This is a genomic window from Pukyongiella litopenaei, from assembly GCF_003008555.2.
Taxonomy (GTDB): domain Bacteria; phylum Pseudomonadota; class Alphaproteobacteria; order Rhodobacterales; family Rhodobacteraceae; genus Pukyongiella; species Pukyongiella litopenaei.
This window is the reverse complement of the sequence record NZ_CP027665.1, coordinates 2,069,994-2,090,043: the sequence shown is the minus strand read 5'-3', so window position 1 is coordinate 2,090,043 and position 20,050 is coordinate 2,069,994. Positions and strand designations below refer to the sequence as shown.

Genomic DNA, 20,050 nt, shown 5'->3' with positions numbered 1-20,050 from the left:
CCGGGCGGGTTTCCCCGCACATCCCCGCCACCCGGGTTACGCGTATTTCGCCTGGATCTCGTCGCTGATGTTCTGCGGCACCGGATCGTAATGGTCGAACTGCATGGTGAACTGGGCGCGGCCCGAGCTCATCGAACGCAGGGTGTTGATGTAGCCGAACATGTTGGCCAGCGGCACCATCGCGTTGATGGCGATGGCGTTGCCGCGGGTTTCCTGCCCGGTCACCTGGCCCCGACGCGAGGTCAGGTCGCCGATGATACCGCCGGTATATTCTTCCGGGGTCACCACCTCGACCTTCATGATCGGCTCCAGCAGCTTGGCGCCGGCCTTTTTCAGACCTTCGCGCATGCACATCCGGGCGGCGATTTCAAAGGCCAGCACCGAGGAGTCCACGTCGTGGAACTTGCCGTCGATCAGCGCCACCTTGAAGTCGATCACCGGGAAGCCGGCGAGCGGACCGGAATCCATGACCGACTGGATGCCCTTTTCGACGCCGGGGACATATTCCTTCGGCACCGAGCCGCCGACGATACGCGATTCGAACGAATAGCCTTCGCCCGGTTCCGTCGGCGAGATGACCATCTTCACCTCGGCGAACTGACCCGAACCACCCGACTGTTTCTTGTGGGTGTAGGTATGTTCGATCTCATGGCCGATGGTTTCGCGATAGGCCACCTGCGGCGCACCGATATTGGCCTCGACCTTGAATTCGCGCTTCAGGCGGTCGACCAGGATGTCCAGGTGAAGTTCGCCCATGCCCTTCATGATGGTCTGACCCGATTCCAAGTCGGTTTCCACGCGGAAGGACGGGTCTTCGGCGGCCAGACGGGCCAGACCCTGGGACATTTTCTCCTGGTCGCCCTTGGTCTTGGGCTCCACGGCGATCTCGATCACCGGATCGGGGAAGGTCATGGTTTCCAGCACCACCGGAGCGGCCGGGGCACACAGGGTGTCGCCGGTGGTGGTGTCCTTCAGGCCCGCCAGCGCGATGATGTCGCCCGCGAACGCTTCCTCGATCTCCTGGCGGTCGATCGCGTGCATCAGCATCATCCGGCCGACGCGCTCTTTCTTGCCCTTGGTCGAGTTCAGCATCTGGTCGCCCTTGCTGATCACGCCGGAATAGATCCGGGTGAAGGTCAGCGAGCCGACGAACGGGTCGTTCATGATCTTGAACGCCAGCGCCGAGAACGGATCGGCGTCATCCGCCTTGCGGGGAATGTCGCGTTCCTCGTTCTCGTCGTCCGGCGAGAACCCCATCAGGGTCGGCACGTCGAGCGGCGAGGGCAGGAAATCGACAACGGCGTTCAGCAGCGGCTGCACACCCTTGTTCTTGAACGCCGACCCGGCCAGCATCGGGAAGAACGACAGCGACAGGGTGCCCATGCGGATCAGTTTCCGCAGGGTGGCCTCGTCGGGCTCTTCGCCTTCCAGGTAGGCTTCCATCGCATCGTCGTCCTGTTCGACGGCGAGTTCGATCATGTTGTCGCGCCATTCCTGGGCGAGTTCCTTCAGCTCGTCGCGGATCGGCTGACGGGTCCAGGACGCGCCGAGATCCTCGGAGTTCCAGACCCATTCTTCCATCTTGATCAGGTCGACGATGCCTTCGAGCGTGTCCTCGGCACCGATCGGCAGCGCGATCGGCAGCGGGGTGCCGCCGGTGCGTTCCTTGACCATCTTCACGCAGTTGAAGAAGTCGGCGCCGATCTTGTCCATCTTGTTGACGAAGACCAGGCGCGGAACCTTGTAGCGGTCGGCCTGGCGCCAGACGGTTTCGGTCTGCGGCTCGACACCGGCGTTGCCGTCCAGCAGCGCGACCGCGCCGTCGAGAACCGCCAGCGACCGCTCCACCTCGATGGTGAAGTCGACGTGGCCGGGCGTGTCGATGATGTTGAAGCGGGTCTTCATGTCCGACGTCCCTTCCGGGGTCGGGTCCTCCTGGCGCTGCCAGAAGGTGGTGGTCGCCGCCGAGGTGATGGTGATGCCGCGTTCGGCTTCCTGCTCCATCCAGTCCATGGTGGAGGCGCCGTCGTGGGTTTCACCGATCTTGTGGTTCTTGCCGGTATAGAACAGGATCCGTTCGGTCATCGTGGTCTTGCCCGCATCGATGTGGGCCATGATGCCGAAGTTACGGTACCGTTCCAGGGGATATTCGCGTGCCATGGGTCCGAGCCTCTGAGGGGTTTACCAGCGGTAATGCGAGAAGGCCTTGTTGGCCTCTGCCATCTTGTGGGTGTCTTCGCGTTTCTTCACGGCGGAACCGCGCGACTGAACCGCGTCCAGAAGCTCGCCCGCGAGGCGTTCTTCCATGGTGTTCTCGTTGCGCGACCGCGATGCGTTGATCAGCCAGCGGATCGCCAGCGCCTCGCGGCGCTCGGGGCGCACTTCGACCGGCACCTGGTAGGTGGCACCGCCGACGCGGCGCGACCGCACCTCGACCGAGGGCTTGATGTTGTCGAGCGCCTCGTGGAACACCTCGACCGGCGCGCGTTTGATCTTGACCTCGATCCGGTCAAGCGCGTTGTAGACGATCTTTTCCGCAACCGACTTCTTGCCGTCGATCATCAGGTTGTTCATGAACTTCGTCAGAACCCGGTCGCCATATTTGGCGTCGGGCAGAATTTCGCGCTTCTCGGCGGCGTGACGGCGGGACATGCTCGCTTCTCCTTACTTGGGACGCTTGGCGCCGTATTTCGAACGGCGCTGCTTGCGGTCTTTGACGCCCTGGGTATCCAGAACACCGCGCAGGATGTGATAACGGACACCCGGAAGGTCCTTGACCCGGCCACCGCGAATCAGGACGACCGAGTGTTCCTGCAGGTTGTGGCCTTCGCCGGGGATGTAGGAAATGACCTCGAACCCGTTGGTCAGGCGCACCTTGGCAACGCGCCGCATGGCCGAGTTCGGCTTTTTCGGCGTGGTGGTATACACCCGCGTGCAGACGCCGCGCTTCTGCGGGCTCTCCTGCAGGTGAACGGATTTCGAGCGTTTGATTTTCGGCTGCCGCGGCTTGCGGATCAGCTGCTGGATCGTTGGCATTCCGGTTCTTTCCCCGTCTCAACAACACATGTGTCATGCACGGGGCAGCCCCCATGCGGTTCATCCAAACACGCCTTGCGCGTCCGCAAAGCGCAAAAACCGCATCCGCCCCCATCTGCGGGACGACGCGGTGGGTTTCCAGAGGATCGGGCCGTCACCGGCCGGATCGTGTCCACTTCAGTCCTGAAGCCGGCACGGAGAAAGCCTCCGGCCGGGATAGCGGGCGTATAGGGGGAGTCGCCATGCCTGTCAACAGGCCCTCGCGCTTGCAACCCGCCGTCCGCGCTGCAAGTGTGATCTGGGGCGGACCACGCCCGGTTCAAGGCTGAAACGGTGCGACACAAATGCAGGTGATCGGGATCTGCCGCTTTTCCTGGCCGGGTATCGGCGGGTTCCAGGTCGAGCATGAAACGCTGCGGGAACGCGCCGCCTATCTCTACGATCCGGCGCGGTTGGAACAGCGGTTCCGCTATTTCGAGTGTTTCACCCTGCCCTGCATCCGCGCCCAGTTCGATCCCGATTTCACCTTTCTGGTCGTGATCGGTCCCGACCTGCCGGCGCCGTGGCGGCAGCGGCTGGAGCGGCTGGTCGCGGATATCCCGCAGGCCGTGATCGACGCCCGCCCGCCGGGTCAGCACCGCGCCGCGATGCAGGCGGCGATCAACGCGGTGCGGCGCGACACGGGCGAACCCTGCCTGCAATTCCGGCTGGATGACGACGACGCGGTTTCGGTCGGTTTCGTGCACCATCTGCGCGCCGCCGCCGCCGAGGTGGCCGGGCTGCTGCGGGACAACCGGCATGTGGCGATCGATTTCAGCGACGGCCACATCGCCCGGCCGTCGGCATCGGGCATCGCCGCGCAGCGCATCCACAAGCCGTTCTGGACCGCCGGGCTGGCGGTGATGTTCCGCCCCGACGTGCCGCTGTCGGTGATGAATTTCAGCCACAACCGGCTGGCCCGCCGGATGCCGTCGCTGCAATTCCCCGACCCGGACATGATGCTGCGCGGGTTCTCGGACGGCAACGATTCCCGGCAGAAACCCGGTGTCGCGCAACCCGACCTGGAACCGCTGGATGCCGAGGGCGAGATGCGGTTCCGCATCGCCTACAACATCGACGCCGACCATGTGCGCGCCGTGTTCGGCGCGGCGGGCGGCCAGGGTCAGGCCGGGCCGACCATCCCCACGATGTCATAGGTGCGGCGCAGGATCGGCGCGGTGATCTCGCGGGCGCGCTGCGCCCCGCGCGTCAGGATGCGGTCGATCTCGGCCGGGTCGGCCATCAGCCGCGCCATTTCCGCCGAGATCGGCGCCAGTTTCTCGACCGCGATTTCGGCCAGCATCGGCTTGAACTCGGAAAACTGGCGCCCGCCCATCTCGGCCAGGACCGTATCGGCATCGCTGTCGGTCAGCGCCGCGTAGATGCTGACCAGGTTGCGCGCCTCGGGCCGGTCTTCGAGCCCCGCCGCCTCGGACGGCAGCGGTTCGGGATCGGTCTTGGCCTTGCGGATCTTTTTCGCGATGGTATCGGCATCGTCGGTCATGTTGATCCGGCTCATGTCGGACGGGTCGGATTTCGACATCTTCCTGGCGCCGTCACGCAGGCTCATCACGCGGGTCGCGGCGCCTTCGATCACCGGTTCGGTGAGCGGGAAGAAATCGACGCCATAGTCATGGTTGAACTTGGCGGCAATGTCGCGCGTCAGTTCCAGGTGCTGCTTCTGGTCCTCGCCCACCGGCACATGGGTGGCGTGATAGATCAGGATGTCGGCGGCCATCAGCGACGGGTAGGCCAGCAGCCCCAGCGACGCGTTCTGCGCGTTCTTGCCCGCCTTGTCCTTGAACTGGGTCATCCGCTGCATCCAGCCCATCCGGGCGACGCAATTGAACACCCAGGCCAGCTGCGCGTGTTCGGGCACCTGGCTCTGGTTGATCAGGATCGACTGTTCCGGGTCGATGCCGCTGGCGATGAACCCGGCGCAGAGTTCGCGGGTCGACCGGGTCAGGTCCGCGGGATCCTGCCAGACGGTGATCGCGTGCAGGTCGACCATGCAATAGACGGTTTCGATCCCCTGCCCCTGCATGTCGACGAACCGCTTGATCGCGCCCAGGTAGTTGCCCAGGTGCAGGTTGCCCGACGGCTGAATGCCCGAGAACACGCGCGGCGTGAAGGTGGCGGCGGACATGGTGGCGACTCCTGTCTGGAAAATTGGCCCCGTGTCGCTTACCGATGGGGCCGGGCATCGTCAACACGAACAGGGGCAGGCACGGATGGAGCAGCAGGACAACGAAATGGCGGTCAATCCGTTGCCGCCGGTGATTGCCGCGCTGTTCCTCGTGATCATCGGCATCGAGGTGACGTTCTTTCTGGGCAACCACGGCATGATCGGCGGTCCGCAGGCGGTCGGCTGGCGGCTGGCGGCGGTCCAGAAATACGCGTTTTCCGGCGAAATCCTGGACTGGATGATCGCCACCGGGCGCTGGCCGGCGGAACATATGATCCGTTTCCTGTCCTACCCGTTCGTGCATGGCGGGTTCGGCCATGCGCTGATCGCGGGCGTGATCCTGCTGGCCATGGGCAAGATGGTCGGCGACCTGTTCGGGTCGCTGGCCACGCTGGTGATCTTCCTGGCCTCGGCGGTCGGCGGGGCGCTGGCCTACGGGCTGATCCTCGACGACCCGCTGCCGCTCTTGGGGGCATTCCCGGCGGTCTACGGGCTGATCGGGGCCTATACGTTCATCCTGTGGGTGTCGCTGGGATCGATCGGCGCCAACCAGGTGAACGCGTTCCGGCTGATCGCGCTGCTGATGGCGATACAGCTGGTGTTCGGGCTGCTGTTCGACACCAGCAACGACTGGCTGGCCGATCTCGCCGGGTTCGGCACCGGTTTCCTGCTGTCCTTTGTCGTGTCGCCCGGCGGCTGGGCGCGGGTGCGCGCCCGGATCAGGCGCGGCTGATACGGCCGCAACGATGCCCGCGGACACACCCAATGTCGTCTTGCGTGATTACCGCCGCCGGGACCGGGCGTGGGTGACGGCGGCGAACCTGCGGCATTACCGGACCGTCGAAGGCTTTGACGCCGGTTTCGAGGATGCCATCGTCGCGGCGCTCGACCTGCTGGAACGCCATATCGACGACGAAACGAGCACCTTCCTCATCGCCGAGGCAGACGGCCGCCCGGTCGGCTGCGTCTTTTTCTGTGCCGACACCGGGACCGCGGGCCGGGTTCGCCTGTTCTACCTGGACAAGGCGCAGCGCGGCCGTGGACTTGGCCGGCGCATGATGACCCGGATCATCGACCGCGCACGCGCGAGCGGGTTCGAGACCATCCGGGTGTCGACCTTCGACCGCCACCGCGCGGCCTGCCGCCTCTATGCCGCGCTGGGATTTGACCGGACCACCAGAGCCCGTGCGACCGTGTTCGGCCAGCCGATGCGGCAGGTGGATTTCGAACTCGGCCTGACCGGCCCACGCGCCGATGAACATACCGGGTGACCCGGTTCTTCCGGTGCCGGATCAGCCCCGGATCAACCGCGGCGCAGGGCGCCCCGGAACTCGGCCAGCCGGAAGGCACCGATGGCCTGACCGGTGCCGAAATAGACCGCCATGCCCAGCCCGACCAGAACGGCGAGCGCCAGATAGCGCCAGCCCGGCGCCTGCAACAGCGGCCCAAGCACCAGCGCCGCCGCCCAGAGCACCACGCCCATCACCACCGATGCCGCGCAGATACGCCAGATCCGGCTGCGAAACCGGGTGTCGAACCGGGCGACATCGCCCATCGGGCGGGATCCGCGCATCAGCATGACCACCATCGACCAGCCGGCGATCGTGGTGGCGATGGCGGGCGCGAACCAGCCCAGCACCGGCGCCAGGCTGATGGCGATCGCCGCGTTCACTACCATCGCCACCACCGCGTAGCGAAACGGCGACCGGGTGTCTTCGCGGGCGAAAAACAGCGGTTGCAGGATCTTCTGCAACACGAAGGCGGGCAGCCCCAGCCCGTAGATCGCCACCGCCACCGCGATGGCCGCGCTGTCGTCGCTGGTGGTGGCGCCGCGTTCGAACAGCACCGACACCAGCGGCAGCGGGATCACCATCAGCGCCACCGCCGAAGGAATGGTCAGCGCCAGCGACACCTCGCCGGCCCGGCTCAGCGCCGCGCGCGCGCCGCTGCCGTCTTCCGCCGCCAGCCGCCGCGACAGGTCGGGCAGCAGCACCACGCCGACCGCGATCCCGACCACGCCCAGCGGCAACTGGTAGAGCCGGTCGGCCGCATAGAGCCAGCCCACCGCCCGGTCGAAGAACGACGCCACCTGCTGCCCGACCAGCAGGTTCACCTGCACGACGCCACCGGCAAGCGCGGCGGGGATCGCGATGCGGATCAGCCGGCCCAGTTCCGGCGTCCAGCGCGGCCGCCGCAACCGCAGCGGGAACCCCGCCCGCGCCGCCGCCCACCAGACCAGCACCAGCTGCGCGACCCCGGCGACCGGTATCGCCCAGATCAGCGCGCGGGCGACATCCGCCCCGGCCATCGCCGCCGCCGCCATCGCCGAGACCAGGATCACGTTCAGCAGCACCGGCGCGGCGGCGGCGGCGGCGAAACGGCCGGTCGCGTTCAGCACGCCCGACAGCAGCGCCGCCAGCGAAATGAACAGGATATAGGGAAAGGCGATGCGCCCGAATTCGACCGCCAGCACGAACCGGTCCTGCCCCGCGAACCCGCTGGCCAGCGCATATATCAGCCACGGCATGGTCGCCATCGCCACGAGGGTCAGCACGATCAGGACGGTGGCCAGCCCCGCCTGCGCCTCTTCGGCAAAGACGCGGGCATCCTCGCCGCGTTCCAGTTTCTTGGAAAACATCGGCACGAAGGCCATGTTGAACGCGCCTTCGGCAAAAAACCGGCGGAACATGTTGGGCAGCCGGAAAGCGACCACATAGGCCTCGTAGGCCGGGCCGGTGCCCAAAAACGCCAGGATCATCGCATCGCGGACGAACCCCAGCACGCGGCTGAGCATGGTCCAGGCGCCCACGGTCAGAAAGCCCGAGATCAGGCGGATCGGCTTCATCTGCGCATGTCGCTGTGGCTGGTGGTCACGGCCGTGCCTTCCGCCCTGTTCCGGTTGCGTGAGCCATAGCCGGTTCGCGGGCCGGGGAAAACGGGAAAACCCGGCCCGCTATCGCTGTCAGAGCGTGCGTTCGACCATCATCTTCTTGATCTCGGCAATCGCCTTGGCCGGGTTCAGCCCCTTGGGGCAGGTCTTGGCGCAGTTCATGATCGTGTGGCAGCGGTAGAGCTTGAACGGATCTTCCAGTTCGTCCAGCCGTTCGCCGGTGGCCTCGTCGCGGCTGTCGATGATCCAGCGATAGGCATGCAGCAGCGCCGCCGGCCCCAGATAGCGGTCGCCGTTCCACCAGTATGACGGGCAGGAGGTCGAACAGGACGCGCACATCACGCATTCATAGAGGCCGTCGAGTTTCCTGCGGTCCTCGATCGACTGTTTCCATTCCTTCGCCGGGCGGTTGGTCGTGGTTTCCAGCCACGGCATGATCGAGGCGTGCTGGGCGTAGAAATGGGTCAGGTCGGGGATCAGGTCCTTGACCACCGGCATGTGCGGCAGCGGATAGATCTTCACGTCGCCCTTGATCTCGTCCATGCCGTAGATACAGGCCAGCGTGTTGATCCCGTCGATATTCATCGCGCAGGACCCGCAGATGCCTTCGCGGCAGGAACGGCGGAAGGTCAGCGTCGGGTCGACCTTGTTCTTGATGTAGATGAGCGCGTCCAGGACCATCGGCCCGCAATCGTCCATATCGACGAAATAGGTGTCGACGCGCGGGTTCTGCCCGTCATCCGGGTTCCAGCGATAGATCTGGAACTTGCGCACATTGGCCGCGCCCTGCGGTTTCGGCCAGGTCTTGCCGGTGGTGATGCGGCTGTTCTTGGGAAGCGTCAGTTGAACCATGGTCGTGCCTCCTCAGAAGGTCCGCGCCTTGGGCGCGATCTTTTTCAGTGAAATGCCGCCATCGGCTTCCGTGGACAGCGGATCGACGATCACCGGGCGATAGCTCAGCTCGACCGCGTTGCCGGTCACATGCGACACGGTATGCACGCGCCAGTTCTCGTCGTCGCGGGCGGTATGGTCCTCGTGGGCGTGGGCGCCACGGCTTTCCTTGCGCGCCTCGGCGCCGACGATGGTGGCCAGCGCGTTGGGCATCAGGTTGGTCAGTTCCAGCGTCTCCATCAGGTCGCTGTTCCAGACCAGGCTGCGGTCGGTGACCTTCAGGTCGTCGAGCTTGGCGGCGATGGCGGTCATCTTCTCAACACCTTCGGCCAGCGTCTTCGAGGTGCGGAACACCGCCGCGTCGGCCTGCATCGTCTTCTGCATCTCCAGCCGCAGGTCGGCGGTGGCGATACCGCCATCGGCGTGGCGCAGCCCGTCGAAGCGGTCGAACGCCGCGTCGACGCTGGCCTGGTTCAGGACCGGGTTCGGCGCCTCGGCGTCGACCACCTTGCCGGCGCGGATCGCGGCGGCCCGGCCGAACACCACCAGGTCGATCAGCGAATTCGAACCCAGCCGGTTGGCGCCATGCACCGAGGCGCAGCCGGCCTCGCCCACGGCCATCAGCCCCGGCACCACGGCGGTGGGGTCGCCGGCGGTCGGGTTCAGCACCTCGCCCCAGTAGTTGGTCGGGATGCCGCCCATGTTGTAATGTACCGTCGGCAGCACCGGGATCGGTTCCTTGGTCACGTCGACCCCGGCAAAGATCTTGGCGCTTTCGGAAATCCCCGGCAGCCGTTCGGCCAGCGCCTCGGGCGGCAGGTGGTTCAGGTTCAGGTGGATGTGGTCGCCTTCGGCGCCCACGCCACGGCCTTCGCGGATCTCCATCGTCATCGACCGCGAAACATAGTCGCGCGGCGCGAGATCCTTGTATTGCGGCGCATAGCGTTCCATGAACCGCTCGCCCTCGGAATTGGTGAGATACCCGCCCTCGCCGCGCGCGCCCTCGGTGATCAGGCAGCCGGACCCGTAGATGCCGGTCGGGTGGAACTGCACGAATTCCATGTCCTGCAGGGCCAGGCCCGCGCGCGCCACCATGCCGCCGCCGTCGCCGGTGCAGGTATGCGCACTGGTGGCGCTGAAATAGGCCCGCCCGTAACCGCCGGTGGCCAGCACCACCATCTTGGCGTTGAAGACATGCATGGTGCCGTCATCGAGCTTCCAGCACACCACGCCCTGGCACTGCCCGTCATCGGACATGACCAGGTCGATGGCGAAATACTCGACATAGAATTCGGCGTTGTTCTTCAGCGACTGGCCGTAAAGCGTGTGCAGGATCGCGTGGCCGGTGCGGTCGGCGGCGGCGCAGGTGCGCTGCACCGGGGGGCCTTCGCCGAACTCGGTGGTGTGGCCGCCGAACGGGCGCTGATAGATCTTGCCCTCTTCGGTGCGCGAAAACGGCACGCCGTAATGTTCCAGCTCATACACCGCCTTGGGCGCCTCGCGGGCGAGGTATTCCATCGCATCGGTGTCGCCCAGCCAGTCCGAGCCCTTCACCGTGTCATACATGTGCCACTGCCAGTGGTCGGGGCCCATGTTCGACAGCGACGCGGCGATACCGCCCTGCGCGGCCACGGTATGGGACCGGGTCGGGAACACCTTGGTCACGCAGGCGGTGCGCAGCCCCTGTTCGGCCATGCCCAGCGTCGCCCGCAGACCGGCACCGCCGGCGCCGACAACCACCACGTCATAGTCGTGGATCTCGTATTCGTAAGCAGCCATTGTCCTAATGCTCCGATCCTAAAGCGCGAGACGCGCGATGGCGAAAACGCCGGTGGCGGCGGCGCCGTAGCACAGGCAGACCAGCCCGATGATCAGCACCTTCTGCGCCAGCCCGTGCACATAGTCCTCGATCATCACCTGCGCGCCGTCGCGGAAATGCTTGAAGCCGACGATGATCGTCAGCGCCGCGACGATGGCCGGGAACGGCCGCGCGAAATAGGCGACGACCTCGGCATGGGGCGCGCCCAGCATCGGGCCGAACGTGAATATGAACAGCGGCACCAGGATCAGCAGGGCGGCGGCCGAGAGCTTCATCTCCCAGAAATGGGCGGTGCCGGTTTTCGCGGCCCCGAGCCCGATGGCGCGCTTGCGGTCGGTCAGATAACGCATGTCCGGCCTCCTCAGATGATGACGAGCGTGATCAGGGTCAGCAGAACCGATCCCCCGATGCAGGCCCAGCCCAGTTTCTCGGCGGTGGGAATATCCAGCCCCATCGCATTGTCAAAGATCAGATGCCGGATGCCCGCCAGCAGGTGATACCACAGCGCCCAGAGCGACGCGGTCATGACCAGGTCGCCCAGCAGGCTGGTCACGATACCGTCGACCACGGCGAAATATTCGGCCGAACTGGACGCGGCGAGGAACCACCAGACGGTCAGCAGCGCGGCGAGCATGAGCGCGTTGCCCGTGATCCGTGTCAGGATGGACGTGATCGACGTCAGCTGCGGGCGATAGACGGACAGGTGAGGCGACAGCGGGCGGTTGCCCCGGTTCACATCGGCCATGGCTGGTCCTTTCGGGTTGGCTTCCCCGCTGGTTTTACCGGATTTCACGCCGCTGTCACCCGCAGGAAGCGGATGCGGGCGCGGTTTTTTGGCGCGGTTGCGCGATTGGTGCCGTTTTTTGTGATCACGGCGCCCCGCGTGTGATCACAGCTAGGGGCGCAACCCGGCGCTGGCCCGCGTGACCTCGCGCATCAGCTTGCGGCGAATCCGTGCGGGGTAGTCGCGGAAATCGGCGGCGGTGACCACGAACGCCCCTTCGCCCGTGATCACGTTCTCGAAGAAATAGGCCGTCAGGTCGGGTTCGCTGGCCTCGATCGCCAGCGCGTTCACGGTGATGCCCGCCATGCGCAGGGCCGGGTGCAGCCCGGCGGGCGGCGCCCCCTCGTTCGAGATGCCGTCGCCGGAGAGGTCGATCAGATGTCGGTCGCAGTCGGCGACCTGCCCGAACGCCGCCATCGTGTGCGACAGCGCCTCGCCGATGGCGGTGGAATAGTTGCGCCAGATCCGCGGATCGGCGGCCACGCGATCCGCCAGCGCGTCCACGTCGTCAAAGCTCTCCATCGCCGTCCACGGAATGGTGATGCGCTGGCGCGATGCCCCGGTCCATTGCACCAGCATCAGCCGCGCCCGCGCCCGCACCAGCGCCTCGGAAATCACCGGGTCGCGCAGCGCCTGCGCCAACCCGTCCATCTGCAGCCGGTATTCCTGGTGATCGACCGAGCCGGACACGTCCACGGCCAGCGCAAGCGCGAGATCGCAGGCCCGCGCCGCCCCCGGCGCGACCGCAAGCCAGATCGAGGCAAGACAACTGCACAGGCTCCGCATGGGCCGAGCCTAGCAAAGCAACGCGCCACCGCCCATCACGATTGCGCCAGTTTCCGGTCGGTTTCTGCCGAAACGCGGACGGGCGGGTCAGGTCGGCATCAGCGCCCAGTAATCCAGATCGAGCAGCACATGCGGCAGGTATTTCCCGTCATCGCCCTTCAGCGTGAACGGCTCGCCGCCCCTGGTCGCCACCAGCCGCAGCCGGATCGCCCCCACGCCCGGCGCGCCGGTGTCGGCCTTGTCCAGAACCTCGGACCACGCCCGCACCGTGTCGCCCGCGAAACAGGGATTGGCATGGGCTCCGCCGTTCAGCCCCACCATCATCTGTGCGTTGGCCAGCCCGTTGAAGGACAGCGCCCGCGCCATGCTGATGACGTGACCGCCATAGATCAGGCGCTTGCCATCCTCTCGGTTGGTGGCGTCGAAATGGACCTTGGCGGTGTTCTGCCACAGCCGCGTGGCCATCATGTGTTCGGCTTCCTCGATGGTCACGCCGTCGACATGGTCGATCGTTTCGCCGATCTCGTAGTCGCTCCAGCGATGCGGTTCGCCCGCCAGCGCGAAATCGTAGGACGAGAAATCGAGCCCGTCGAACGTGACCAGGTCCGGGGCCGCGATGGTTGCATCGAGCTGCGGCACCACGGTTTCGGGGGCGGGCGCATCGGCGTCGCGCTTGCGCACCATCACCCAGCGCACATAGTCGATCACCGTTTCGTCGCGCTGGTTCAGCCCGCGCGTGCGCACCCAGACCACGCCGGTCCGGCCGTTGGAGTTCTGTTTCAGCCCGATGACTTCCGATTCCGACCGCAGCGTATCGCCGGGCCAGACCGGTTTCAGCCAGCGCCCCTGCGCATAGCCGAGATTGGCCACCGCATTGAGCGACACGTCCGGCACCGATTTGCCGAACACGACATGGAACGCCGCCAGATCGTCGACAGGGGCCGCGGGCAACCCGCAGGACCGGGCAAATTCATCCGAGGAACAGAGCGCGTGGCGCGCCGGATAGAGCGCGTGATAGAGCGCCCGTTCGCCCCCCGACACCGTGCGCGGCACCGCATGGGTCAGGATCTGCCCGACCCGGTAATCTTCGAAAAACCGGCCCGCGTTGGTCTTCGCTGTCATCTATTGCTCTCCCAGCTTCATCTCGGGGGCATAATCCGCGTCAACCCGTTTGGTCACCGCCTGCCCGCAGCGCATCACGCCGCGCGCGGCGTCAAAGCTCATCACCGGGCCGCCATGCAGGACCCATCCCTTGGCCAGCGCATCCGACACCTTGTGGCAGAAGGCCGATGTGTCATCCTCGGTCAGCAGGCGGTAGAGCGTCGACATCATCTGATCCTCACATCGGGAACGGGCTGGGGCCGACGAGGCCGTGGATATAGCCGATCACCGCCAGCAGCAGCACCGACGCGGCCATGAACATCGCGTCCTTGCCCAGCGTGCCCGGTTCGCCCGGCTGCCAGCCGGGTTCGGCGCGGTTGATCACCGCCATCTCGGCCAGCGCCCAGACCAGCAGCCCGCCGAACAGGACGATCGCCGCCAGATCGCCGTTGACCAGCAGGTGCGCCACGGCCCAGAGCGCGAAGCCCGTCAGCATCGGGTGGCGAAAACCGTTCAGCAGCCGGCCCTTGGCGCCGGCGGGGCTCATCATCCAGATCGCGACCAGCACCAGCAGGTTGTTGACGTGGACCATGAACGCGGGCGGGGTCCAGACCGCGACATAGGCGGTCATGCGGAACCCCAGCACCATCAGCACGATCGCCGCGACCAGGTCCAACGTCACAAGGATCCTGGCCTTGTCGCCCAGCCGCGCGCGCGGCCCCGGTGCGATGCGTTTGAACAGATGCGCCAGTGCCCACAGCACGACGCCGAGAATCAGAAGCCACCATCCCATGATGGGTTACCCCGCTTGCAAAGCCTCTATTGCCTCGGCTTTTGCCAGAACCGCCCGCGCGGTGGCAACATGAAGGTTCTCGACGATCCGGCCATCGACCACGGCGACGCCCTGCCCTGCGGCCTCTGCCGCGTCAAAGGCGGCGATCTGGCGGCGGGCCAGGTCGATCTCGGCCTCGGACGGAGCAAAGGCGGCGTTGGTCACGTCGACCTGGGCCGGGTGGATCAGGGTCTTGCCGTCGAACCCCATGTCGCGGCCCTGCGCGCATTCCGCGGCCAGGCCCTCGTCATCCTTGAAGGCGTTGTAGACGCCATCGACGATGATCCGCCCATGCGCCCTGGCCGCAAGCAGGCACAGGCCCAGCCCCGCCATCAGCGGCATCCGGTCCGCGCGGAACCGCGTGTTCAGGTCCTTGGCCAGATCGTTGGTGCCCATCACCATGCCCTGCAGGCGCGGGTGGGCGGCGATTTCGGCCGCGTTGAGCATGCCCAGCGGCGTTTCCATCATCGCCCAGACCGGCAGATCGCCGGTGATCGCGGCCAGCGCGTCGATATCGGCGGCGGCGCCCACCTTGGGCAGCAGCACCGCGTCGGCCTCCATGTCGCGCATGGCGGCGGCGTCATCGGCGCCCCATTCGGTGTCCAGCCCGTTGATGCGCACGATCCTGACCCGGTCGCCGTAGCCGCCCTGCGCCAGCGCCTGCTTCAGGGTGTCGCGGGCGTTCGCCTTTTCCTCGGCGGTCACCGCGTCCTCGAGATCGAAGATGATCGCGTCCACCGGCAGCCCGCGGGCCTTGTCCAGCGCGCGCGGCTTGGAGCCGGGAATATAGAGAACCGATCGGAACGGGCGGGTTTGCGGGTCCATGGGGCCTCCGGTCGTGGCGCTTGAGTCACAATGTTGCGCGGACAGGGCCATTTTCGAGCGGAAAGTTCAAGGGGGAATCGCCGCAGCGCAGCGAAAAGGCGCCGCAACGGGGGGCCGAACGCGCCGTTAACCATATTGCAGCACCTGCCCGGCAGGCTTTCCGACCATCGGAACCTCCTATCGAAAGGGCAGCATGATGACAGGCATCAAGGGGCTCACACTGGGGTTCGGGATCTGCGCGGCGGCGCTGGCGGCGAAAATGGCAGCCGCGGAAAACGACCGCAACTGCGCCCCCCGCACGCTGGTCCTCGAACGGCTCGCGAACAGCTATGGCGAAACCCGGCAGAGCATCGGGCTGGGCTCGAACAACGCGGTGGTCGAGGTGTTCGCCTCGCAGGAAACCGGCTCGTGGACCATCACCGTGACCCTGCCGACCGGCATGACCTGCCTGGTCGCATCGGGGCAATCCTTTGAAACGCTGGCCGAGGCGTTGCCGGCCAGGGGCAACGACGCCTGACCCCGCCGGCACGGCTCAGCTCAGCGCGTCGACGATCAGCTTGGTGCCGGTCACCGACAGCAACACATAGGTGATGGCAAAGAACAGCCGCTCCGGCACCAGCCGGTGCGCGCGCACCCCGGCCCAGGCCCCCAGCAGGGCGAAGGGCGCCAGGGCGAGGTTGGCCAGCGCGGTCTGCGCGGTGAACAGGCCCAGCATGGCATAGGGGATCGCCTTGGCGATGTTGACCGCCCAGAACAGCACCACCGTCGTGGCCTGATAGGTGGTCTTGGACAGCCCGCGCGACAGCAGCCATACCGCCGCCGGCGGCCCGCCCGCATGGCTGACGAAGCTGGTGAACCCGGCAACCGTTCCGGCCAGCGCCCCGGCCCAGACCGGCAGGTCCACCCCCTGCAGGCGCATCCAGCCCCGCGCCCGCGCCAGTTGCCAGAGCACGAACCCCACCGAAACCGCCCCGATCAGCAGCCGCAGCAGGTCGGCATCGGCGCGGGTATAGAACAGCGCGCCCAGCACCACGCCGGGCACCGCGCCCAGAATCAGCAGCCGCGCATCCGGCGCGCTCCATTGCCGCCAATAGGGGCGCAGGGTCGCGACGTCGATCAGCATCAGCAGCGGCAGCATCACGCCCAGCGCCTGTCCCGGCTCCAGCACCAGCGCCAGAATCGCCGCCGACGCAAAGGCCGCGCCCGAGCCGAAACCGCCCTTGGATATGCCGGCGAACAGCACCGCGGGGGCGGCTACCGCGAAAAATCCCGCGTCCAGGTCCAGCATTTTTCCTCCGATTCCGGATCCTGCCATAGCGCAGGATGCAGGTTCCGGACAATGCGCGCGACCGCGACCCGGCGCGCGGCCCTTGCGCGGCGCGGCCTTTGGCACTAGGCAATCCGCGAGTTTCAACCGGAACGGAGACCTATCCCATGGCCAGACCCAAGATCGCGCTGATCGGCGCGGGCCAGATCGGCGGCACGCTCGCCCACCTCGCAGCCATCAAGGAACTGGGCGATGTCGTCCTTTTTGACATTGCCGAGGGCATCCCGCAGGGCAAGGCGCTCGACCTCGCCGAATCCGGCCCCTCCGAAGGGTTCGATGCCGCACTGAAAGGCACCCAGAGCTATGAGGACATCGCCGGGGCCGACGTGTGCATCGTCACCGCCGGTGTGCCGCGCAAGCCCGGCATGAGCCGCGATGACCTGCTGGGCATCAACCTGAAGGTCATGAAATCGGTCGGCGAAGGCATCCGCGACAACGCCCCCGACGCCTTCGTGATCTGCATCACCAACCCGCTCGACGCGATGGTCTGGGCGCTGCGCGAATTCTCGGGCCTGCCCCACAACAAGGTCTGTGGCATGGCCGGCGTGCTGGATTCGGCCCGGTTCCGTCACTTCCTCGCCGAGGAATTCAACGTTTCCATGCGCGACGTGACCGCGTTCGTGCTGGGCGGCCACGGCGACACCATGGTGCCGCTGGCGCGCTATTCGACCGTCGCCGGCATCCCGCTGCCCGACCTGGTCAAGATGGGCTGGACCAGCCAGGAAAAACTGGACGCGATCGTGCAGCGCACCCGCGACGGCGGCGCCGAGATCGTCAACCTGCTGAAAACCGGGTCGGCCTTCTATGCCCCGGCCACCAGCGCCATCGAGATGGCCGAGGCCTATCTGAAGGACCAGAAGCGGGTTCTGCCCTGCGCGGCCTATGTGGACGGCGCGTTCGGGCTGGACGGGCTCTATGTCGGCGTGCCCACGGTGATCGGCGCCGGCGGTGTCGAGCGGGTCGTGAACATCCGCATGAGCAGCGACGAACAGGCGATGTTCGACAATTCGGTGAACGCCGTGAAAGGCCTGGTCGACGCCTGCAAGGGGATCGATTCGTCGCTGGCCTGATACCGGGTCACCCGCCCACAGGACTTTGGCAGCCGCGCCCCGCCGGGCGCGGCTGTTGCCGTTCCGGGCCGGGGCGGGCTTGCAGAATCCGGCGCGACCTGCGACCCAAGACCATCCGCCCGACACTGACCGGGCGCTGGTGATGCTGGCCGGGTGCGCGAAAGGACCGATGATGACCCGCGGGAAATGGCTGCCGCTTCTTCTGACCGGCCTCGGCGCCGTTGCCGCCGCACCTCTGGCTGCCGGGGACACGACCGGGGACACGACCGACAGCGGGGCGGGTCTGCGGATCGAACTGAATGCGGCCGAGCAGCGCGACGATGCCTGCCTGCTGACCTTCGTGGTCGAGAATCGCCAGGACGGCGATATCGACAGAGCGGTCTATGAAACCGTTCTGTTCGACACCGAGGGCCGGGTCGACCGGCTGACCCTGTTCAACTTTGCCGACCTGCCCGCCGGGCGGGTGCGGGTGCGGCAGTTCGCGGTGCCGGAGCTGAGCTGCGCCAGCCTCGGCCGGGTGCTGATCAACGGCGTCAGCAGTTGCGAGGCGGGGGACACCGGCGCCGATGCCTGCGACGGCGCCCTGGAACTGGACAGCCGCACCGCGATCGAAGTGCTGGGCTGAACCCGCGGCGGGCCGTGGGCCATGTCAGGCCAATGCGCCGTCGCCCTTGGGCAGGCGGATCTCGAACACGGTGCCGTCGGGGCCGGTGCTGCGCAGATCCAGCGTGCCGCCATGGCCGCGCACGAGATCGGCGGCAATCGCCAGCCCCAGCCCCGAGCCGCCCTTGCGCACCCCGCCCTGAAACGGCTGGAACAGGTGGTCGCGGGCCTTGTCGGGCAGACCGGGCCCGGTATCGGCAACGGTCACGACCCAGTTGTCGTCATCCTCGCGGGCCGAAACGGTGACCTGCCCCGGCCGCCCGGTGGCGGCAATCGCCTGGTGGGCATTGCGCACGAGGTTCAGGATCACCCGGAACAGCTGCTCGGAATCCGCGCGCAGGGTCATCTGCGGGGGGATGTCGCGCCGGAACTCGACATGGGTTTCGTCGGCGGTCAGGGTCTCGTTCTCGATCACGTCCGCGACCAGCGCCGAGAGCTGCACCAGCCCCAGCGTCGGCGGCGGTTCCTCGGCGCGGCCGAATGCCAGCGTGCTTTCGCACAGGCTCACCGCGCGGGTGATCGAGCCCACCAGCTTGGGGGCCAGCCGGCGCACCAGCGGGTCTTCGCTGGATTCGATCCTGTCGGTAAACAGCTGGGCGCTGGTCAGGATGTTGCGCAGGTCATGGCTGACGCGGGCCACGGCGCTGCCCAGATCGGCCAGCCGCTTGCGCTGCCTGAGCGCCTGCGTCAGTTCCGTCTGCATCTTGTTCAGCGCCGTCTCGGCCTCGCGCAGCTCCTTGAGCGACGCCTTGGGGCTGATGATCTGGCGCGCGTCCTCGGGGGCGGCGGCATAGCGCTGCATGTAGTTCACCACGCCCTTGATCGGGCGCACCACGACGGCGCGCACGGCGAAAAACAGCAGCAGCGCGGTGATCGCGGCGATCGAGGCAGACAGCGTCAGCACCCGCAGCCCATAGCGGATCATCGCCTCGCGCAGCGGCGCGGTTTCCATCGTCACCTCGATCAGCAACCCGGCCTCGCGCACCGGCGCGCCGATCACGCGGATGATCTCGTTCTGCGGGTCGAACAGCCGGTGCAGCGCGTCACGGATCAGCACCACCGCACCCGGGTCGCGAATGTCATAGGTGGCCGAGATCGGCGCCGGCAGCGGCGAGGACAGCACCAGCTGGCGCATCGCATCCCGGCGCAGCACCACGTTGAACACCTCGGCGTTCTCCAGCAGTTCAGCTTCGAGATCGGCGGACAGCATCTCGTCGGCCAGCAGCGCCAGCGATGCGATCTGCGCCCGTTCCAGCCGGTCGCCTAGGTAATCGACCCGGAACCGGGCAATCGAGGGCACGAAGATCAGCAACTCGGCCAGCATCAGGAAGGCCGCCGTCAGAATCAAAAACCGCCCCGAAAGCGTATTCAGCATATTGCAACTGCCCCGGCCCACGGTCAGGGGATCGGAAAGTGCGATGCCCCAACCACCTGTTCGACGGAAGGAATATCAAACAACCCCGGCAAGAAACAGGCCCTGCCGCACCGCCCGCCCCCCCGGCGCGGCGGCGCGATCGGGACGCCGGCCGCGTTTTCCGCGACCTTGGGGTTTGACATGCCGCCAAAGGCGCAGTAGAGGACGGGCTTCGAACAAACCGGGGGCGAATCCGCGCCGAACCCGACCGCAAGACTGGAGACGGAGCGATGAAACGCACCTATCAACCCTCGAACCTGGTCCGCAAGCGCCGCCACGGGTTCCGTGCCCGCATGGCCACCAAGGCGGGCCGCAAGATCCTGAACGCGCGCCGCGCACGCGGTCGCAAGGCGCTGAGCGCCTAGGCACCACCTTTCGAGCAATGCCC

Annotated in this window: 23 protein-coding genes; 7 read left to right on the top strand and 16 right to left on the bottom strand. The window is 66.7% G+C overall.

The annotated features are described in order from the left end of the window. Positions 1–36: 36 nt before the first annotated feature. From fusA to rpsL, 3 genes are read right to left on the bottom strand one after another with little or no spacing between them, the layout of a single operon-like run. A complete protein-coding gene (gene fusA / locus C6Y53_RS10415; RefSeq protein WP_106472374.1) occupies positions 37–2,160 on the bottom strand; it encodes an elongation factor G in 2,124 nt (707 codons plus the stop codon). 21 nt (positions 2,161–2,181) lie between these two features. Next, positions 2,182–2,652, bottom strand: a complete 471-nt coding sequence (gene rpsG, locus C6Y53_RS10410; protein WP_106472373.1) for a 30S ribosomal protein S7 — start codon at positions 2,650–2,652, stop codon at positions 2,182–2,184. Positions 2,653–2,664: 12 nt separating this feature from the next. Then, positions 2,665–3,036, bottom strand: a complete 372-nt coding sequence (gene rpsL, locus C6Y53_RS10405; protein ID WP_106472372.1) for a 30S ribosomal protein S12 — start codon at positions 3,034–3,036, stop codon at positions 2,665–2,667. A gap of 344 nt (positions 3,037–3,380) precedes the next feature. Between rpsL and C6Y53_RS10400 the strand changes: the two genes are divergently transcribed. Beyond that, entirely contained in the window at positions 3,381–4,232 is an 852-nt protein-coding gene (locus tag C6Y53_RS10400) for a putative rhamnosyl transferase (RefSeq protein WP_106472371.1), read from the top strand. Here C6Y53_RS10400 and trpS read toward each other — a convergent pair. Next, positions 4,199–5,221: a tryptophan--tRNA ligase gene (gene trpS, locus C6Y53_RS10395; RefSeq protein ID WP_106472370.1), complete on the bottom strand. Its 1,023-nt coding sequence runs from the start codon at positions 5,219–5,221 to the stop codon at positions 4,199–4,201. The two genes, C6Y53_RS10400 and trpS, sit on opposite strands and share 34 nt — an antisense overlap. An 85-nt stretch (positions 5,222–5,306) precedes the next feature. Between trpS and C6Y53_RS10390 the strand changes: the two genes are divergently transcribed. Together C6Y53_RS10390 and C6Y53_RS10385 are read left to right on the top strand one after the other, a co-directional pair. Further along, entirely contained in the window at positions 5,307–5,993 is a 687-nt protein-coding gene (locus C6Y53_RS10390; protein ID WP_106472369.1) for a rhomboid family intramembrane serine protease, read from the top strand. 13 nt (positions 5,994–6,006) lie between these two features. Then, positions 6,007–6,531, top strand: coding sequence for a GNAT family N-acetyltransferase (locus tag C6Y53_RS10385; RefSeq protein WP_106472368.1), 525 nt, complete (start codon positions 6,007–6,009; stop codon positions 6,529–6,531). Positions 6,532–6,563: 32 nt separating this feature from the next. On the opposite strand, the gene murJ is transcribed toward C6Y53_RS10385, so the two are convergent. From murJ to C6Y53_RS10335, 10 genes are all read right to left on the bottom strand, one after another. After that, entirely contained in the window at positions 6,564–8,105 is a 1,542-nt protein-coding gene (gene murJ, locus C6Y53_RS10380; protein ID WP_106472367.1) for a murein biosynthesis integral membrane protein MurJ, read from the bottom strand. 117 nt (positions 8,106–8,222) lie between these two features. Then, entirely contained in the window at positions 8,223–9,002 is a 780-nt protein-coding gene (locus C6Y53_RS10375) for a succinate dehydrogenase iron-sulfur subunit (RefSeq protein WP_106472366.1), read from the bottom strand. Between the two features lie 12 nt (positions 9,003–9,014). Continuing rightward, positions 9,015–10,820: a succinate dehydrogenase flavoprotein subunit gene (gene sdhA, locus C6Y53_RS10370; RefSeq protein WP_106472365.1), complete on the bottom strand. Its 1,806-nt coding sequence runs from the start codon at positions 10,818–10,820 to the stop codon at positions 9,015–9,017. An 18-nt stretch (positions 10,821–10,838) separates the two neighbouring features. Then, the gene (sdhD, locus tag C6Y53_RS10365; protein WP_106472364.1) at positions 10,839–11,210 is read right to left on the bottom strand and encodes a succinate dehydrogenase, hydrophobic membrane anchor protein; all 372 of its coding nucleotides are present in this window, start codon (positions 11,208–11,210) and stop codon (positions 10,839–10,841) included. An 11-nt stretch (positions 11,211–11,221) separates the two neighbouring features. Further along, positions 11,222–11,605, bottom strand: a complete 384-nt coding sequence (sdhC, locus tag C6Y53_RS10360) for a succinate dehydrogenase, cytochrome b556 subunit (protein WP_106472363.1) — start codon at positions 11,603–11,605, stop codon at positions 11,222–11,224. 150 nt (positions 11,606–11,755) lie between these two features. Continuing rightward, positions 11,756–12,430, bottom strand: a complete 675-nt coding sequence (locus C6Y53_RS10355; protein WP_106472362.1) for a DUF1194 domain-containing protein — start codon at positions 12,428–12,430, stop codon at positions 11,756–11,758. 87 nt (positions 12,431–12,517) lie between these two features. Continuing rightward, positions 12,518–13,552, bottom strand: a complete 1,035-nt coding sequence (locus C6Y53_RS10350; protein WP_106472361.1) for a MaoC family dehydratase — start codon at positions 13,550–13,552, stop codon at positions 12,518–12,520. Next, entirely contained in the window at positions 13,553–13,759 is a 207-nt protein-coding gene (locus C6Y53_RS10345) for a DUF1737 domain-containing protein (RefSeq protein ID WP_106474044.1), read from the bottom strand. A gap of 10 nt (positions 13,760–13,769) precedes the next feature. Further along, positions 13,770–14,324, bottom strand: a complete 555-nt coding sequence (locus C6Y53_RS10340; protein WP_106472360.1) for an NnrU family protein — start codon at positions 14,322–14,324, stop codon at positions 13,770–13,772. Between the two features lie 6 nt (positions 14,325–14,330). Then, on the bottom strand, positions 14,331–15,188 hold the full coding sequence (locus tag C6Y53_RS10335) for an HpcH/HpaI aldolase/citrate lyase family protein (RefSeq protein ID WP_106472359.1): 858 nt from the start codon (positions 15,186–15,188) through the stop codon (positions 14,331–14,333). A 193-nt stretch (positions 15,189–15,381) separates the two neighbouring features. On the opposite strand from C6Y53_RS10335, the gene C6Y53_RS10330 reads away from it, so the two are divergent. Beyond that, positions 15,382–15,705: a hypothetical protein gene (locus C6Y53_RS10330; RefSeq protein WP_106472358.1), complete on the top strand. Its 324-nt coding sequence runs from the start codon at positions 15,382–15,384 to the stop codon at positions 15,703–15,705. Between the two features lie 15 nt (positions 15,706–15,720). On the opposite strand, the gene C6Y53_RS10325 is transcribed toward C6Y53_RS10330, so the two are convergent. Further along, positions 15,721–16,476 carry a sulfite exporter TauE/SafE family protein gene (locus C6Y53_RS10325; RefSeq protein ID WP_106472357.1) on the bottom strand — a complete coding sequence of 252 codons (756 nt, stop codon included), beginning with the start codon at positions 16,474–16,476 and terminating at the stop codon, positions 15,721–15,723. A 146-nt stretch (positions 16,477–16,622) separates the two neighbouring features. Between C6Y53_RS10325 and mdh the strand changes: the two genes are divergently transcribed. After that, positions 16,623–17,585, top strand: a complete 963-nt coding sequence (mdh, locus tag C6Y53_RS10320) for a malate dehydrogenase (protein WP_106472356.1) — start codon at positions 16,623–16,625, stop codon at positions 17,583–17,585. A gap of 172 nt (positions 17,586–17,757) precedes the next feature. Next, complete coding sequence (locus C6Y53_RS10315; protein WP_244614803.1) at positions 17,758–18,210, top strand: hypothetical protein; 453 nt, start codon at positions 17,758–17,760, stop codon at positions 18,208–18,210. 24 nt (positions 18,211–18,234) lie between these two features. Here the strand turns inward: C6Y53_RS10315 and C6Y53_RS10310 are convergent, their stop codons facing one another. Beyond that, complete coding sequence (locus C6Y53_RS10310) at positions 18,235–19,623, bottom strand: sensor histidine kinase (RefSeq protein ID WP_106472355.1); 1,389 nt, start codon at positions 19,621–19,623, stop codon at positions 18,235–18,237. Between the two features lie 269 nt (positions 19,624–19,892). Between C6Y53_RS10310 and rpmH the strand changes: the two genes are divergently transcribed. Further along, on the top strand, positions 19,893–20,027 hold the full coding sequence (rpmH, locus tag C6Y53_RS10305; RefSeq protein WP_072791770.1) for a 50S ribosomal protein L34: 135 nt from the start codon (positions 19,893–19,895) through the stop codon (positions 20,025–20,027). Positions 20,028–20,050: the final 23 nt, after the last annotated feature.

Bases quoted from the DNA above. Each gene is read 5' to 3' on its own strand.
- trpS (WP_106472370.1), bottom strand. From the start codon at position 5,221: ATGTCCGCCGCCACCTTCACGCCGCGCGTGTTCTCGGGCATTCAGCCG.
- rpmH (WP_072791770.1), top strand. From the start codon at position 19,893: ATGAAACGCACCTATCAACCCTCGAACCTGGTCCGCAAGCGCCGCCAC.
- murJ (WP_106472367.1), bottom strand. From the start codon at position 8,105: ATGAAGCCGATCCGCCTGATCTCGGGCTTTCTGACCGTGGGCGCCTGG.
- C6Y53_RS10400 (WP_106472371.1), top strand. From the start codon at position 3,381: ATGCAGGTGATCGGGATCTGCCGCTTTTCCTGGCCGGGTATCGGCGGG.
- C6Y53_RS10345 (WP_106474044.1), bottom strand. From the start codon at position 13,759: ATGTCGACGCTCTACCGCCTGCTGACCGAGGATGACACATCGGCCTTC.
- rpsL (WP_106472372.1), bottom strand. From the start codon at position 3,036: ATGCCAACGATCCAGCAGCTGATCCGCAAGCCGCGGCAGCCGAAAATC.
- C6Y53_RS10340 (WP_106472360.1), bottom strand. From the start codon at position 14,324: ATGGGATGGTGGCTTCTGATTCTCGGCGTCGTGCTGTGGGCACTGGCG.
- C6Y53_RS10325 (WP_106472357.1), bottom strand. From the start codon at position 16,476: ATGCTGGACCTGGACGCGGGATTTTTCGCGGTAGCCGCCCCCGCGGTG.
- fusA (WP_106472374.1), bottom strand. From the start codon at position 2,160: ATGGCACGCGAATATCCCCTGGAACGGTACCGTAACTTCGGCATCATG.
- C6Y53_RS10385 (WP_106472368.1), top strand. From the start codon at position 6,007: ATGCCCGCGGACACACCCAATGTCGTCTTGCGTGATTACCGCCGCCGG.
- sdhA (WP_106472365.1), bottom strand. From the start codon at position 10,820: ATGGCTGCTTACGAATACGAGATCCACGACTATGACGTGGTGGTTGTC.
- C6Y53_RS10350 (WP_106472361.1), bottom strand. From the start codon at position 13,552: ATGACAGCGAAGACCAACGCGGGCCGGTTTTTCGAAGATTACCGGGTC.
- C6Y53_RS10390 (WP_106472369.1), top strand. From the start codon at position 5,307: ATGGAGCAGCAGGACAACGAAATGGCGGTCAATCCGTTGCCGCCGGTG.
- C6Y53_RS10355 (WP_106472362.1), bottom strand. From the start codon at position 12,430: ATGCGGAGCCTGTGCAGTTGTCTTGCCTCGATCTGGCTTGCGGTCGCG.
- mdh (WP_106472356.1), top strand. From the start codon at position 16,623: ATGGCCAGACCCAAGATCGCGCTGATCGGCGCGGGCCAGATCGGCGGC.
- C6Y53_RS10335 (WP_106472359.1), bottom strand. From the start codon at position 15,188: ATGGACCCGCAAACCCGCCCGTTCCGATCGGTTCTCTATATTCCCGGC.
- C6Y53_RS10310 (WP_106472355.1), bottom strand. From the start codon at position 19,623: ATGCTGAATACGCTTTCGGGGCGGTTTTTGATTCTGACGGCGGCCTTC.
- C6Y53_RS10330 (WP_106472358.1), top strand. From the start codon at position 15,382: ATGATGACAGGCATCAAGGGGCTCACACTGGGGTTCGGGATCTGCGCG.
- rpsG (WP_106472373.1), bottom strand. From the start codon at position 2,652: ATGTCCCGCCGTCACGCCGCCGAGAAGCGCGAAATTCTGCCCGACGCC.
- C6Y53_RS10315 (WP_244614803.1), top strand. From the start codon at position 17,758: ATGACCCGCGGGAAATGGCTGCCGCTTCTTCTGACCGGCCTCGGCGCC.
- sdhC (WP_106472363.1), bottom strand. From the start codon at position 11,605: ATGGCCGATGTGAACCGGGGCAACCGCCCGCTGTCGCCTCACCTGTCC.
- sdhD (WP_106472364.1), bottom strand. From the start codon at position 11,210: ATGCGTTATCTGACCGACCGCAAGCGCGCCATCGGGCTCGGGGCCGCG.
- C6Y53_RS10375 (WP_106472366.1), bottom strand. From the start codon at position 9,002: ATGGTTCAACTGACGCTTCCCAAGAACAGCCGCATCACCACCGGCAAG.